The sequence below is a fragment of the Vibrio sp. CDRSL-10 TSBA genome, from assembly GCA_039696685.1.
Taxonomy (GTDB): domain Bacteria; phylum Pseudomonadota; class Gammaproteobacteria; order Enterobacterales; family Vibrionaceae; genus Vibrio.
Genome location: CP155565.1, coordinates 986,258 through 1,001,103 on the forward strand (window position 1 = coordinate 986,258; position 14,846 = coordinate 1,001,103).

At 47.9% G+C, this 14,846-nt stretch carries 11 protein-coding genes and 2 pseudogenes; 7 read left to right on the top strand and 6 right to left on the bottom strand.

The window, feature by feature from the left end:
* Positions 1-65: 65 nt before the first annotated feature.
* The 5 genes from ABDK09_04900 (at position 66) to ABDK09_04920 (ending at position 7,088) form a co-directional block, all read left to right on the top strand.
* Positions 66-1,256 carry a multidrug effflux MFS transporter gene (locus ABDK09_04900; GenBank protein XAW87568.1) on the top strand — a complete coding sequence of 397 codons (1,191 nt, stop codon included), beginning with the start codon at positions 66-68 and terminating at the stop codon, positions 1,254-1,256.
* A 253-nt stretch (positions 1,257-1,509) separates the two neighbouring features.
* Entirely contained in the window at positions 1,510-2,574 is a 1,065-nt protein-coding gene (locus ABDK09_04905) for an efflux RND transporter periplasmic adaptor subunit (GenBank protein XAW87569.1), read from the top strand.
* 60 nt (positions 2,575-2,634) lie between these two features.
* Complete coding sequence (locus ABDK09_04910) at positions 2,635-4,806, top strand: efflux RND transporter permease subunit (protein ID XAW87570.1); 2,172 nt, start codon at positions 2,635-2,637, stop codon at positions 4,804-4,806.
* The gene (locus tag ABDK09_04915; GenBank protein ID XAW87571.1) at positions 4,790-5,734 is read left to right on the top strand and encodes an efflux RND transporter permease subunit; all 945 of its coding nucleotides are present in this window, start codon (positions 4,790-4,792) and stop codon (positions 5,732-5,734) included. The genes ABDK09_04910 and ABDK09_04915 overlap by 17 nt, the downstream gene beginning before the upstream one ends.
* Before the next feature lies 1 nt (position 5,735).
* Positions 5,736-7,088, top strand: coding sequence for an efflux transporter outer membrane subunit (locus ABDK09_04920; GenBank protein ID XAW87572.1), 1,353 nt, complete (start codon positions 5,736-5,738; stop codon positions 7,086-7,088).
* Positions 7,089-7,736: 648 nt separating this feature from the next.
* Here ABDK09_04920 and ABDK09_04925 read toward each other — a convergent pair.
* The 3 genes and pseudogenes from ABDK09_04925 to ABDK09_04935 all read right to left on the bottom strand — a co-directional run bounded on the left by ABDK09_04925 (position 7,737) and on the right by ABDK09_04935 (position 9,544).
* Positions 7,737-8,000: pseudogene (locus ABDK09_04925) on the bottom strand (endonuclease).
* Positions 8,001-8,150: 150 nt separating this feature from the next.
* Positions 8,151-9,194, bottom strand: a complete 1,044-nt coding sequence (locus ABDK09_04930) for a GMP reductase (GenBank protein XAW87573.1) — start codon at positions 9,192-9,194, stop codon at positions 8,151-8,153.
* A gap of 20 nt (positions 9,195-9,214) precedes the next feature.
* Positions 9,215-9,544, bottom strand: coding sequence for a hypothetical protein (locus tag ABDK09_04935; protein ID XAW87574.1), 330 nt, complete (start codon positions 9,542-9,544; stop codon positions 9,215-9,217).
* A gap of 245 nt (positions 9,545-9,789) precedes the next feature.
* On the opposite strand from ABDK09_04935, the gene ABDK09_04940 reads away from it, so the two are divergent.
* Positions 9,790-10,347 carry an outer membrane beta-barrel protein gene (locus tag ABDK09_04940; GenBank protein XAW87575.1) on the top strand — a complete coding sequence of 186 codons (558 nt, stop codon included), beginning with the start codon at positions 9,790-9,792 and terminating at the stop codon, positions 10,345-10,347.
* Between the two features lie 204 nt (positions 10,348-10,551).
* Positions 10,552-11,547, top strand: coding sequence for a 2-hydroxyacid dehydrogenase (locus ABDK09_04945; protein XAW87576.1), 996 nt, complete (start codon positions 10,552-10,554; stop codon positions 11,545-11,547).
* Positions 11,548-11,620: 73 nt separating this feature from the next.
* Here the strand turns inward: ABDK09_04945 and ABDK09_04950 are convergent.
* From ABDK09_04950 to ABDK09_04960, 3 genes and pseudogenes are all read right to left on the bottom strand, one after another.
* Positions 11,621-13,094: pseudogene (locus tag ABDK09_04950) on the bottom strand (NAD(P)H-hydrate dehydratase).
* A gap of 187 nt (positions 13,095-13,281) precedes the next feature.
* Positions 13,282-13,722, bottom strand: a complete 441-nt coding sequence (locus ABDK09_04955; GenBank protein ID XAW87577.1) for a PAS domain-containing protein — start codon at positions 13,720-13,722, stop codon at positions 13,282-13,284.
* Positions 13,722-14,726: a response regulator gene (locus tag ABDK09_04960; GenBank protein ID XAW87578.1), complete on the bottom strand. Its 1,005-nt coding sequence runs from the start codon at positions 14,724-14,726 to the stop codon at positions 13,722-13,724. The genes ABDK09_04955 and ABDK09_04960 overlap by 1 nt, the downstream gene beginning before the upstream one ends.
* Positions 14,727-14,846: the final 120 nt, after the last annotated feature.

A 14,846-nucleotide genomic window follows, 5' to 3' on the forward strand; every position in this document is an offset into this window, starting at 1 on the left:
TATTGGTGATTATCAATAATCACTCGTAAAATGTGATTTAACGCAATTTATAGTCAGGGGGCACAATGCCATCAAACTCAAATACTATGAATCTACCCATCGAAAAACGTGGATTCCTTACCTTGGTACTTGCAGCGCTTGCTATATTCGCTCCGTTTGCCACCGATATGTACTTATCTGGTTTTACTTCTATTGCTGCAGATTTGAATACGGATATCTCCAATGTCCAATTTAGCCTTTCGACTTTTTTTATTGGTATGGCATTAGGGCAACTCCTTTATGGTCCTCTCGCGGATAAGTACGGGCGACGCATACCATTAGTCATAGGAATAGTAATATTTATTGTTTCATCTCTTGCTATAGCTTTAGCGCCAAACATTCAGATGTTTAATGGGTTTCGCTTTATACAAGCGATAGGAGGATGCTCTGGAATGGTGATAAGCCGTGCGATTATTCAAGACGTCTATGATCAGAAAGAATCTGCGCAAGCGTTATCACTAATAATGGTAATTCAGGGAGTTGGGCCTATCGTAGCACCTATTCTAGGCGCCTATATATTGGTTAGCAGCAGTTGGAATGTCATTTTCTATTTTCTGACCGTGTTTGGATTGCTTTGTCTGGCTCTTACCTATAAATACGTGCCTGAATCATTACCAAAAGAACAACGACAGTCGCAAAATATGGCGAGCATCTATAGAGGGTTTAAAGCGTTATTAAGCGACAAATCATTCTTGTTGCCTTCATTATCGGGCGGGTTAGCTGTTTCCGTTATGTTTTGCTTCATAACTGGCTCACCAAATATCTTGATGAACATTTATGGTTTATCTCAGCAGCATTATAGTTGGGCGTTCAGCGGCACGGCATTACTCATGGTGGTTATGAGTCAGTTAAATCGCATGCTACTGGCAAGGTTTTCGCCTCAAGTTATTTTTAATATCTCGGTATTCATCAGCTTACTCGCTGCCGTTATGCTGTTTTTCCTTCGAGATACTGCAAATATTTTTGTGTTTATGGCTCCGTTAGCGCTATGTATTGGACTCGTCCCTGTCGTCAGCGCAAACGCCATGGCACTGGCGATGTCTTCTCGCACAAAGGATGCTGGTAGCGCATCATCGCTTATCGGGGTGCTTCAATTCGGATTCGCCGGAGGTATCAGTGCACTGGTTAGCACCATGGATAACGGTACCTCCCTACCAATGACAGGAATGATTCTAATGTGTTCTGCTTGTGCATTCGTTTTAAATCGTCTGCGCTAACGAACACGACAATTAGGTTAATGCTAATCGACATAGCCAGTGTTGCTCAACGGGCTATCGAGATCTCTTAACTGTTTATCAGCAAAAATAAATATATCAAATAGACTTTAAAAATACCCTTAATTGCAATTTCCGGAGAAAAACATGGTCCGATCTTTAAAGATCATTTGGGTTTGTACATTCGTAGCCACGGTAAACTGGCTCTCTTTTGGTAACGTCTTAGCGCAGGAAGCTCCCCAGAAACGATGCTGCTATGCAGGTCGGTGCCCTTACTCTTAAACGTCAACTCGTCCCTACTATTTATAGTCTTCCTGGCAGGACCGTCGCTTATGAGCAAGTCGAAATACGCCCTAGAGTGGATGGTGTCGTTACGAAAGTGGTATATCAACCTGGGCAAACGTTAAACATTGGCGACCCTCTCTTTGAGTTAGATGATGCGGCTTATGTGGCATCGGTTGAATCGTATAAAGCCGATCTTGCCGCTGCCGCAGCGGATTTGCCAGTTAAAAGAGCCGCCTATCAAAGGGCTTTAAAACTGAAGGGAAAAGGGTTCACTGCGGCTGAAGTGGAAAGTGCCCAGTCCGAACTTGCAGCAGCTCAAGCAACTTATGACTCAGCGAAGAGCAATTTGAAATATGCAACGACACAATTATCCTGGACAAAAATAACCAGCCCGATTCAGGGGAAAGCAGAGGTATCGGAGGTGTCTGTTGGTGATTTGGTCACGGCAGGTCAATCCGACGCAATGACCACGATAACGCGGTTAAATCCTATCTACATGGATATGCTAGAGACCTCGTCAAGAATTCTCGCAATCAGACGTAAAATAGACCGTGGAACGTTAATCCCAAACGAAAAAATAAAAGCGAGCCTCATACTTGACGATGGAGAGCTTTATCAAGGCGTAGGCTCTCTAGTCACCGCCAGTGCTACGACGTCTACTTCAACTGGAACCGTCACCATTCGATTTGCATTCGATAACCCTGAAGAACTGCTACTACCTGGGATGTTTGTTCGAGCATCGGTCGAACTGGGCAAAACAAACGCATTCCTAATCCCCCAACGTGCGGCGCAGAGAAACAGTGCCGGTGAACTGATGGTATATGTCATTGAAAACGGCAAAGCCAAACAGGTAGAGGTCACCACTGAAGGTAGTTATCAAAACAACTGGATAGTGACTGATGGCGTAAAAGAGGGGCAAACCCTTATTCTAGATGGATTAAAAACGATGTCTGACGGTGTATCTGTCGTACCTGTAGCCGCAGAAGTTGACGAAACTCGGTTTAGTGAAAGACAAGCAAACCTATACCAGCTCTGAGCCTTCCTCAAACCAGAACGATACCGTTTCTGAAAATCCAACTAATGAATAGAAGGGTTTATGTCTAGATTTTTTATACATCACCCAGTATTTGCCTGGGTCATTGCTATTGTCGTGATGCTTGCTGGCTACTTTGGCTTATCTAGCATGGCCATATCACAGTATCCAAATATTGCTCCGACGACGGTCCGTATATCCGCAACCTACACTGGCGCAACCGCAAAAACGGTACAGAACTCAGTGACGACCATCATTGAGGATGGAATGACTGGTTTAGATGGGTTGACTTACATGACGTCAACATCTTCGTCTGGCAGTTCGTCCATTTCTCTCGTATTTGACGGAAGCATTGAACCGGCGATGGCTCAGGTTCAGGTTCAGAATAAACTGCAGTTGGTACAGGCTTCGCTTCCTAGTAATGTCACGAGTACAGGGATCAGTGTCACGCGCTCTACGTCATCAATACTTTTGGTTGGTGCCTTAGTCGATGAATCAGACCGCTACTCTCAGGTAGAATTAGGCGATATTCTCGACCGTACGATCAAAGATCCTGTCCAGCGGACATCTGGTGTTGGTTCTATCGATACCTTTTCTTCACCTTACGCGATGAGAATTTGGTTAGACCCAGATAAACTGCATAAATATGGCTTAACTGCAAATGATGTGACGGATTCGGTTTCAGATCAAAACAGCAATGTTTCGGTTGGGTCATTGGGGTCTCTGCCTACCGAAAATGGGCAGCAAATCACGGTGCCTCTGAATGCTCAATCTCAGCTGTCGACGGTGAGAGAATTTGAAAAAATATCGTTATCTACCACCAGCGACGGATCTACCGTTTACCTGGGCGATGTCGCCAGAATAGAAATTAACTCTGAAGATCTCTCTTCGACTTCTCGCTTCAACGGAAAGCCAGCAGCTGGTTTCGGTGTAAATCTCGCTAATGGTGCAAATGCGGTCGATACAGCAACAGCCGTTAGAGATAAACTAAGTAATCTATCTCACTCCTTGCCCAGTGGCGTAAAAGTCGTTTACCCCTACGATACTTCCCCTTTTGTCGAAGAATCTATTAGTCAGGTTTACCACACTCTGGGAGAAGCAATTGTTCTGGTCTTTTTAGTTATCTTTGTTTTTCTACAAAGTTGGAGAGCAACCATAATCCCTACTATTGCAGTGCCTGTCGTGCTTCTGGGTACATTCGGCATTCTTTCTGTTTTTGGGATGTCAGTTAACACCTTGTCTATGTTTGCATTGGTGCTCGCTATCGGCCTGCTGGTTGATGACGCGATTGTTGTCGTTGAGAACGTAGAGCGGGTGATGGAAGATGAGAAAATTGATGCCGTGGCTGCTACCGAGAAAAGTATGAAAGAAATTTCGGGCGCATTAGTGGGCATTGTTCTAGTGCTTTCTGCGGTATTTTTACCGATGGCATTTATGTCGGGTTCAACGGGTGTTATCTATAAACAGTTTTCCGTTACGATTATTTCAGCCATGGTTCTGTCATTGTTTGTGGCCCTCATTCTGACACCGGCAATGTGTGCCAGTTTACTCAAACCCTCACACGGTCAGTCCGAGTTTATTGCAAGCAAATTATTTAATCAGGGGTTTGATCGATTAAACAGTAAATACATCAGTGGCGTTGGTCACTTTATAACACGCCCAGTTCGTATGTTGCTGATATTAGCCGCAATCGTAGTCGCTATTGGTTACACCTATCGAGTGCTCCCGTCGTCGTTTGTACCGACAGAGGATCAAGGCGTAATGATGGGGATGGTGACATTGCCGGAAACGGCCACTCAGGTCCAAACGGAAGAAGCCATCGAGAATATTGAGAATTATCTACTCAATGACCAAAAAGACTATGTCGAAGCGGTTTTTTCTGCGGTGGGCTTTAGTTTTAATGGCTCTGGCCAAAACAGCGCAATGATGTTTATAAAACTTAAGGACTTTGAAGAAAGAAGCGATATGCCCGCAGGACAGATCGCTGCCAATGCGAACCAGCACTATATAAATAACCGAATGGGGCAAATTATCTTCATGCAGCCCGCAGCGATACAAGGTATGGGTAACTCGTCTGGCTTTGATTTTTATCTGGTTGATGATAATGGTAACGGTGCTGAGGCCTTACACAACGCAGCAGAAACACTAATTCGCAATGCACAGCAAACTGAAGAAGTTAGTGGCCCGCGAGCCAGTTTCGTCGGCAATGAAGTCTTCATTGCAACTGAATATTGATCGTGAAAAGGCTCAATCTTTCGGGCTATCACTTGCTGATATTAATTCAATGTTAACCACTATATTTTCCGGTAGTTATGTCAATGACTTCACACTCAATGAAAAACTTCGTGAAGTGATCGTACAAGGTGACTCACCATACCGAATGCAACCTGAAGACGTTTTCCGTTGGCAGGCGGTCAACAGTGATGGTGAGGCCGTTCCTTTTCGCTCATTCATTAGTCAAAGTTGGGAGCAAACCTCTTCAACGCTATATCGCTATGGTGGTACGAGCGCAATAGAAATTACGGGTGATGCAGCCGAAGGGGTTTCTACCGGTGAAGCAATGGATCGCATGGAACAGTTGGTGTCAGAACTTCCTGGGAATTACGGCATTGCATGGGTAGGGTTATCGCTTCAGGAAAAAATGTCCGGCAGTCAGGAATCCATACTTTATGCCTTATCGGTGTTAATTGTTTTTCTTTGTCTTGCTGCACTATATGAAAGTTGGTCTGTGCCATTTTCTGTCATGTTAGCCGTTCCTGTGGGGCTGCTTGGCGCACTCTGCGCTGCCTTACTTTTCGATCAGTCAAATGATGTCTATTTCAAAGTGGGAATGCTGACAACAATTGGCTTAGCCGCCCGAAACGCAATCTTAATCGTTGAATTTGCTGAAAGCCTGAAAGAGCAAGGCTACTCTTTGGTAGAAGCCTCATTGCAAGCCGCCAGACAGCGTTTACGACCGATCTTAATGACCACGTTAGCGTTTATGTTCGGTGTTTTACCCCTCGCGATAGCTTCAGGTGCAGGTGCGAATGCGCAAAACTCTATTGGTATTGGTATGCTGGGTGGCATTATCTTTTCTGCCGTGTTTGGCATATTTATGGCTCCGGTCTTCTACGTATCGGTAATGTCAGTAGTGCAAAAGATCAGAAGTAAGGAGAAATAAAATGAATTTACTCAAATGTATCCCCATTTTATTTGTTGCTGGCTGCACGACTGTTGGCCCGGATTACCAACAACCAGACATTGATATCTCTCAGAGCTATGTTGGTGTTGAGCAAAATGACGAGACTCTGAAACATTTAACGGTCAATGCGTGGTGGTTGGAGTTTAATGACCCAGTCCTCAATGGCTTAATAGAAAGGGGGCTAAAACAGAACCTGGATATCGCATCTGCAAAGGAAAGGATACGAGAAGCGGAAGCCGTCATGAGAACCACGGGGATCAATGCGCAATTAGATGGTTCAGCTGATGCCGATTACCTTCGCAGTGGCGGCGAAGGAACATCGGCCGACAATGTTTCGACTACCAGCCTGAGTGCAACGTTCGTTATTGATCTGTTTGGTGGCATAAGTCGGGAGCGAGAGGCAGCAATCGCTGACTTAGCTGCAGCTGAAGCTGACCTGGAAACCACCAGACTCGCCTGGTTAGCTGACTTAGTTTCTGCTTACTTAGATGCTCGCTATTATCAAAAGACCCTGACACTGACCAACGAAACCATACGTTCCAGAATGGATACGGTCAATATCACTGATTTGCAGTATCAAGCCGGTGCTGCAACCGAATATGACTTAGTGAAAGCTCAGGCTTTACTTGAATCTGCCCGAGCTGACTATCCGGGTTACATGGCAAGCTTGAATGCGAATATTTTTTCGATAGCGACATTGCTAAATGAACCTGCAAAAACAATCATGCAGGAGATTCATCAAAAACCGGTGGAATCGCATATTCCGGCAGCTCCTAATTATGGTGTACCTGCTGATCTGTTGAGAAACAGGCCCGACATTCATTATTATGAATCACTACTTCACTCGGCTACCGCTGATGTCGGTGTTGCTACTGCTGATTTATACCCATCCCTGACTCTAACCGGAGATATCAGTTCTATAGACGGAGATGGAAGTTGGTCGTTTGGCCCCGCCCTCTCATTACCGATATTTAATCAAGGAGCCCTCAGAGCAACGCGAGACACTAAGATTTCTGTAGCAAAACAAGCAGAAATAGATTGGCGTTCAGCAATCATTGATGCCGTTGAAGATGTGCAAGTCTCTATATCGAATTTTACACAATATCAAATACAAAGTGACGCGTTAAAAAAGTCATCGGATTTTTATTCCAAAGCATTGTTATTAGCACAGCAAAACTTTCGTGATGGAGCGATAACGTTATTGGACTTACTCGATACGGATCGCTCTGCCGCATCAGCAAAAATTAGTGCTGCATCAGCAATAAACGAGACAGCCAAAGAGTGGGCTACCTTACAAATCGCCATGGGAGCGGGAGCAAAAGTGACAGAATAAAGCAACAACTTGTGGATATATAAAGTCATAGTTCTAATTGCCACTTTAAGCTTGTATCAGCAACTCTGCTAAAACAGCCATAAAGTGGCATTTTTAACTCTCAAACAATCAGTTTTTACCCAAAACATAGTGATCTGCTCTAGCCAGACTTGACACTTAATAAAGAGACATTGGACTGCCACCGAACTCGACATTCCTTTAAACCATTAGTTGAGAATGGCCTAACTGTCATTCGCGGTTAGCACTACCCATGCCTGTAATACTATTCAGCTATAATTCCGGAACCTAGCGGTTTTGGAAAATAGAAATATTGCTTAATGCAGTGCCCAGTCTGTCTGGCTAGAACGGGTCATAGCAAATAACTCCGTTTTTTGAACTGTGTTATTTGCTTTTAAATCTAATTACTTCAAAGTTTGCCATTTTTTAATAATTGTGCGGCATGTCTACATGCCCGTACCGTCAGAGCCATACCCGTTAAAGTCGTCCCCGAAATACCACTTCCAACAAAACAGGATGCGTCAGTCACACACACATTCGGAACGCCCCACACCTGATTAGTCGAGTTCAAAACTGAGGACTCCGGCTCTGAGCCCATTCGCGCCCCTCCCGTTTCATGAATTGCCGCCCCCATTATCATCACCTTCTGAACACATAGGTATGAGCCTTGCCATTCAGACAGTATGAAAACCTTATCGGCTGGGAACAAAAGCGAACGATGCTGGGCTCGAAATCAAAATGATAACAAGCGGCACATTCTAAAAAAGATTCTACCGTAACTCTTTTTCCCATCTTAGCACTGACGTAACGGTGTATGTTTTTCCCACGTGACTCAGTTAAGTTTCGAGCAGGCGTAACAAATGCACTTTCAAGTGCAATCAGGGTGGCAGCAGAAAGGGAAGGTAGACCAGACATGATATTGCCTCTTCACGATTTTGTCGTAAACTTACATAAGTCTAGGCTACGAAGAGGCAATATCAAATTATAGTTGCACCAAATATCAATATATGGTTGTAAATATCAATTTATGGTTGTTTCAACAGATATTTCCGATGTATTGTCGGATTACTCTTTACCGTACACGTTGTTCTCTTGCTCTTGCACACGGATGAACGTGGTGCGCTTCGTTAGCTCGCGAAGCTCTGATGCGCCTACGTAGGTGCAGGTTGAACGCACGCCGCCCAGGATATCCTGAATGGTGTTTTCAACCGGGCCACGGTACGGCAATAGTACGGTTTTTCCTTCAGCTGCGCGGTAACCCGCAACGCCGCCGGAATGCTTGTCCATCGCGCTCTTAGAAGACATGCCGTAGAATTTCATGAAGGTTTCGCCGTCGACGGAAACCAGTTCACCGCCTGACTCTTCGTGGGCAGCCAGCATCCCGCCCAGCATCACGAAATCAGCGCCGCCGCCGAAGGCTTTGGCGACATCGCCCGGGCATGAACAGCCGCCGTCACCGATGATACGGCCACCCAGGCCGTGCGCGGCGTCGGCACATTCAATAATGGCAGATAGCTGCGGGTAACCGACACCGGTTTTCACGCGAGTGGTGCACACCGAGCCCGGGCCGATGCCCACTTTAACGATGTCTGCGCCTGCTAGGATCAGCTCTTCCACCATGTCGCCTGTTACCACGTTACCGGCAGAAATCACTTTGTCCGGGAATTCAGCGCGCACGCGTTGCACGTAGTCAACCAGGTGCTCTAAGTAACCGTTGGCAATGTCGATGCAGATGAAAATCAGCTCATCGCTCAGCGCCATGATGTCCTGAGTCTTTTTAAAATCAGCTTCTGAGGTACCGGTCGATACCATTACATGACTCAGCGTGTCTGTATCGGCGTCTTTAACAAACTCCGCCCAGTCTTCAACCGTGTAGTGCTTATGCACTGCGGTCATCACACCGTGTTTGGCCAGCGCCTGCGCCATGGCAAAGCTGCCGACTGAATCCATATTGGCAGCAATAACAGGCACTCCCGCCCATTGACGACCACTATGCTTGAAGGTAAACTCGCGGGTTAAATTTACTTGAGAACGGCTTTTCAGGGTTGAACGTTTCGGGCGAAACAGGACATCTTTAAAACCTAACTTAAGTTCTTGTTCGATGCGCATTATGTAATTCCTTGATTGATTCACAAATTGTGTCTCTTTTGCAGAATGCGTAGTACCCAGGTTGGCAGACTTGAGTACTTTGCGGACACAAAAAAACCGGAGCGTTGGCAGACGCTCCGGTTTTCAGCATTATAGGCCGTGATTTCTTTCCGGCAAGTCTGATATTTGACATTTTTTTGTGTTACGCTGGCAAAGATTCCATATCCGCTCCCCTGCACAGCATCCCATTTCAGCCAGTAAAAATCATTTATTGATAAAATACAGTAACTTACTAAACCCTCTGCTTTTACATCCAACTGGTCAAATATTGAACGCTTAGCTGCCAACTGCAAATCCTGACGTTTTTTCATTACTCATTTGCCGTTGTTAAGCGCGATTTTTGCCACCTTGATCGGCGTTTTATTCATCAAACCCTGCTCCCTCGGCTAATTTCTTCTATGTTTACAAAGATGTGATTGATGGCTGACCTGAGTCAAAACCCGGCGGATTGAGCACTGGATCCTCCGCTTTTTCCGTGCCGGTTGAAGTGTGGTGACTGCGGGCAAACTCATTCATGAATCAATAACAAAAATGAGCGTTCTCCGGGAGAATAACGATGAACAGCAGATGGATACCCGCAGTGGTGCTGGGCACAGTGTGTTTGGCTTTATCACCTTTGGCTGCCGCTGTAGGCGAGCACCAGTTCAGCGCCGATGTCGGCTACACCGACCTCGATAACGGCTACAGCAGCGATGAAGTACTCACGACCTCTCTCGGCTACAGCTATTACATCACCAGCTTTGTTGCCGTGGATTTGGGCTACAACGGTACTCTGTCGAGCAAAGCCAAACTGCGTGACAGCAATGGCAATGCGATTGAAACCAAGTACGACAGTTATTACGGCGGCGCGCGCATTGAGGTTCCGTTCAGCTCGTTTGCCACCGTATTTGCCCGTGGCGGCGCGGCTTATACCGAACTGAAAGAGGAAAATGTCTCGGCAAGTCCAGGTTCGTCAACCACGCATTCCGGTGTGAATCCTTATGTCAGTGCCGGCGCGCGAATCCAGATGCCGAATAACCCCAACGTGCAGCTGAGCGCAGAAATCACCTATCAGGATCTGGAACACGGTTATGACAGCACCTCAGTCTCGGTCGGTGCACGCTTCCGCCTGTAGCACTTAGCGTATAGCACTCCTGCTGTAGCATGCCGTCTTCGCCCGGCACTCACGACCAAAGAACATTAATTGCCCACATTGAGCGCAAAGCAAACACTTTACGCTCACCTCATTCACACAGAAAAGATATGGTTTATTTTTTGCTGTATCCGTTTAACTATAGCGATAATTAATTGAAGTCAGGTCTTATTTAAGGGGACTGTTATGATTGATATCGCTTTTTTCAGCGCGAAGACTTACGACGAAACCTCATTTCGTAAAATCGTTGATAACGATAAATTCACGCTGCACTTTCACGATTTCCGTCTTACCGAGAAAACGGCGCAGATGGCGCAGGATTGCAAAGTCGTGTGTGCTTTCGTCAACGATGAACTGGGCGAAGAAGTGCTCACCAAACTGTATGAAGGCGGCACTCGCCTGATTGCCATGCGCTGTGCAGGTTTCGACAAAGTCGATCTCGATGCGGCCAAACGTATTGGCATGCAGGTTGTGCGTGTGCCGGCCTACTCTCCGGAAGCCGTCGCTGAGCACGCGGTCGGCCTGATGATGTGCCTTAACCGTCGTTATCACAAAGCCTACCAGCGCACCCGCGATGCCAACTTCTCGCTGGAAGGTCTGGTCGGCTTTAACTTCTACGGTAAAACGGTCGGCGTGATTGGCTCGGGTAAAATTGGCGTGGCGGCGATGCGTATTCTGAAAGGCCTGGGCATGAATATTCTCTGCTTTGACCCGTACGAAAACCCGCTCGCGACTGAACTGGGTGCCAAGTATGTCAGCCTGCCGGAACTGTTCAGCAACAGTGACATCATTACGCTGCACTGCCCAATGAGCAAAGAGAACTACCACCTGCTCGATGAAGCGGCGTTTAATCAGATGAAAGACGGCGTGATGATCATCAACACCAGTCGTGGTGAACTGCTGGACTCCGTCGCCGCCATTGAAGCGCTGAAGCGTGGCCGGATCGGTGCGCTTGGCCTGGATGTGTATGACAACGAAAAAGATCTGTTCTTCCAGGACAAGTCTAACGATGTGATTGTCGATGACGTGTTCCGCCGTTTGTCGGCGTGCCACAATGTGATGTTCACCGGTCACCAGGCATTTCTGACCGAAGATGCGCTGCACAATATTGCCGAAACCACACTCAACAATGTGCTGGCGTTCGACCAGGGCACTTCATCAGGCAACGAACTGGTTAGCTAATCACCTGATTAACTAGGTAGCTGATTACCTGAGTACCTGAGTAGATAAGCACACTCAGGTACAGGCTGGTGAATCAGTTCACCAGCTGACGCAGATAGCTGAACAGATCACTGGCGAGCAATCCACGCTCGCCAAATTCTTTGGCGTTCATGTCCGCCGCCATACTGTGGATTTGCACGCCAAGTTTCGCTGCTTCGGTCAGGTTCAGGCCCTGAGCCAGCATGGATGTGATGATACCGGTTAACACATCACCCATTCCGCCAGTCGCCATACCCGGATTTCCAGCCAGGCAGACAAAAGTCTGCTGACCGTCAAATACCAGCGTTTCCCGCTCCTTTTAACACAATCACACCGCCATATTTCTTATGCAGCGCTCTGACTGCGCTAAATCGATCCGCCTCGACCTGACTGACTTTACAATCGAGCAGTTTAGCGGCTTCGGCCGGATGCGGGGTGATAATACGCTGCGCATCAAACCCGCCGGACATCGCGAGAAAATGCAGCGCATCAGCGTCCAATACTTTGGGCTTTTCACTTCTTTCCACATGCTGCATGATGTGACGCGCAGTATCATTGCGGCCCAGTCCTGGCCCGACAGCAATCACATCGCACCACTGCAGCCGTTCATCGATAAACGACATTTCATTCCAGCCGGCCGCCATGATTTCCGGACAGGCGGCCAGCATCGCCATGGTATTACTGGCGTGCATCAGTGTGGCGGTTAACCCCGCGCCACTGCGTGCACACGCTTTGGCAGACAAAATCGCTGCCCCGCCCAAACCCTCATTACCACCGATAATCAATGCCTTACCATGACTGCCTTTATGAGAACTCGGTTCACGCTTGGTCAGTAGCTGCTTGATCGATTTAGGGTCGATGGCCTGTAAGGTCGGCGTATTTTGCGAATTGAACGTTTCTTCTACGCCCAGTCCGGCAAAGTTAAGATCGCCGACATAATTACGTGCTTTGCCTGTCACCAGACCTTGTTTGAGACCGATAAAACTCACCGTATGGGTGGCACGAATCGCCGCACCCAGCACCGAGCCGGTGTTGGCACATAAGCCGGATGGCACGTCTATCGCGACAATGGGTGCCGGACTGCGATTCAGCGTATCAATCAGCTGCTGCACCGGTTCGCGCACTGTGCCGCTTAATCCGGTGCCAAGCAGGGCATCAATGATCAGATCAACATCCCGTGGTACTTCATCATCAATCGGATAAACCTCTCCGCCATGATCCAGCCAATGATAGTACGCCGATAGCGCATCGCCGCGCAGTTGCTCCGGATCGCCATATTGCCACACCGTAACCTGCACGCCGAGTGAACGGGCCAGACACGCCACAATGTAACCATCTCCGCCGTTATTGCCTCCGCCGCAACACACCAGCCAGTGATGAGCGCCAGGATACTGAGCATAAGCGACGGTAAAAGCCGCCTGGCCTGCGCGTTCCATCAGGCTGAACATTTCCAGCCCTATGGCTTTCGCAGCCATGGCTTCACCTTGTTTGACTTGTTCGGCGGTGTAGAAGACTTTGGGTAACGGCATGGTCCTTCTCCTTGCAGGATAATAGCTATCCTGCGGCAGCAACTGAGTTTAAAGTGTATGCAAAAAAGCCAAGGGCTTCCTTGGCTTTGCACCATTTTTGTGTGGTGGGCTATCTGTTTTACTGGGCGAAACGCTCGGTTTATCAGGCGAATCCGGGTTTTACAAACTCAGCGCTGTTATCGGGCGCTCACTGGTTTTGCAACGTCATCAGCGCTTCAGCGGTTGCGTCCTGAACAGACAAGAACAGCGAATTCACTTTGCCGGTCGGTGTGCGCATCGGATTAAGCGTGATGTTCTGATACATAAACTCCGCCTGCTGGGTAACCGGACGGACGTTACGACATTTAAACAGATAAGGGCGCTGTTGCCAGGTGATAAAGCTGCGGCAACCAAGATCGTACACCGGCTTGGTTTTGAGCTTGAACCACTCCGGCGGGATTTCAGGAAACAGGGTAAACAGCGACTGGCCGATGGCATCATGGGCCTGTTTACCGCTGTGGTGGGTCATAAACCCGTTCCATACCTGAACGTTGTAATCACGATCCAGAACCACCAGCCCCATGTCTACGTTCTGCACCATGTCCACCATCCAGTGGAACTGCTCAAATTCAGCCGGTAAAGTCAGCATCAGAAGTCCTCCATCAGGTAAGCCAGTTTGTGATCCAGCAGCGGCAATGATTCATCGACAAACATAAACAGCAGATCGCAGCGAATTGAGGTGCCTTCGATGTTGTAACTCACTTCAAAAGTCATAGTTTTCTTAAACGATCCTGCGGTGGATTCAATGATCGAATCGATCGGAATGTGTTGGCCGAGTAATACCGGCGCACTCTGGAAAAAGCGCACTTCCGCCTGTTCACCGAGGCCATTGAGAAACGAACCGACCAGAATATTAGAGACATCCATCAGCAGTTCGAGCTCTTCCAGTTCGACACTGTCCGCCGGAATCTGCATCAGTTTTTTCAGATCCGATACGCTGGAATCGCTGAGCAGCACCAAGGCTTCACCGGCAATGCCCTCACCGCTGAATCCCTGGCATACCCCCGAAACCTGACTGTTTTCAGCCAGATCGCGCAGCGCCATATGCAGTTCGCTTACTTCAAAGATATTAACGTTAGGCAGCGGCAGCTGGACAAACACATCGAAATGACGGGCCAACGCATCGGCGGCGCGGCCAATTGATACGTTAGCCACTTCCATATAGATATCGCGGCGACGTAATATCGGCAGTTCGAGACTGACAGGCGTCACCAGCCTTGGTTGCGCCGGCGGCTCGAGAATCTCGCGAATCACCGCGTTGAGATCGGTTTGACTGATTGGTTTTTGGATAAAGGCTTTCGCCCCCAGCGCCATGACCCGCTCTCTGGCCTTGGGCTGAATATCACCGGAAACCACCACGACCGGCGTCGAGTCATTGTTTGACTGCATAGCCTCAAGCGTACCAAAGCCGTCCAGCTCTGGCATAGTCAAATCAAGGAACATCAGCTGATAGGAATTTTGCTCCAGCAGCGCAAGCGCTTCCAGACCATGAGTAGCAAAGGTGATATCGGCGTTTAAGGCGGCGGGCAGCGAGCGCGCCATCTGCTTTCTGGCCAGGGCCGAGTCATCACAAATGAGTATGGAGTACGACATATAGTGACCGTCCATGCTGATGTGGGTGTAACAGTGAGTGTATACCCATTTTTGCCCCGCAAGCCAGAATATTACGCTTACTTATTGATAACTCGACTGTTCGCTCAAATTAGCGGCGGG

What these genes read in the sequence shown, in the direction of transcription:
- ABDK09_04900 (XAW87568.1), top strand. Translation starts at nt 66, where the DNA reads ATGCCATCAAACTCAAATACTATGAATCTACCCATCGAAAAACGTGGA.
- ABDK09_04905 (XAW87569.1), top strand. Translation starts at nt 1,510, where the DNA reads ATGCAGGTCGGTGCCCTTACTCTTAAACGTCAACTCGTCCCTACTATT.
- ABDK09_04910 (XAW87570.1), top strand. Translation starts at nt 2,635, where the DNA reads ATGTCTAGATTTTTTATACATCACCCAGTATTTGCCTGGGTCATTGCT.
- ABDK09_04920 (XAW87572.1), top strand. Translation starts at nt 5,736, where the DNA reads ATGAATTTACTCAAATGTATCCCCATTTTATTTGTTGCTGGCTGCACG.
- ABDK09_04930 (XAW87573.1), bottom strand. Translation starts at nt 9,194, where the DNA reads ATGCGCATCGAACAAGAACTTAAGTTAGGTTTTAAAGATGTCCTGTTT.
- ABDK09_04935 (XAW87574.1), bottom strand. Translation starts at nt 9,544, where the DNA reads ATGAAAAAACGTCAGGATTTGCAGTTGGCAGCTAAGCGTTCAATATTT.
- ABDK09_04940 (XAW87575.1), top strand. Translation starts at nt 9,790, where the DNA reads ATGAACAGCAGATGGATACCCGCAGTGGTGCTGGGCACAGTGTGTTTG.
- ABDK09_04945 (XAW87576.1), top strand. Translation starts at nt 10,552, where the DNA reads ATGATTGATATCGCTTTTTTCAGCGCGAAGACTTACGACGAAACCTCA.
- ABDK09_04955 (XAW87577.1), bottom strand. Translation starts at nt 13,722, where the DNA reads ATGCTGACTTTACCGGCTGAATTTGAGCAGTTCCACTGGATGGTGGAC.
- ABDK09_04960 (XAW87578.1), bottom strand. Translation starts at nt 14,726, where the DNA reads ATGTCGTACTCCATACTCATTTGTGATGACTCGGCCCTGGCCAGAAAG.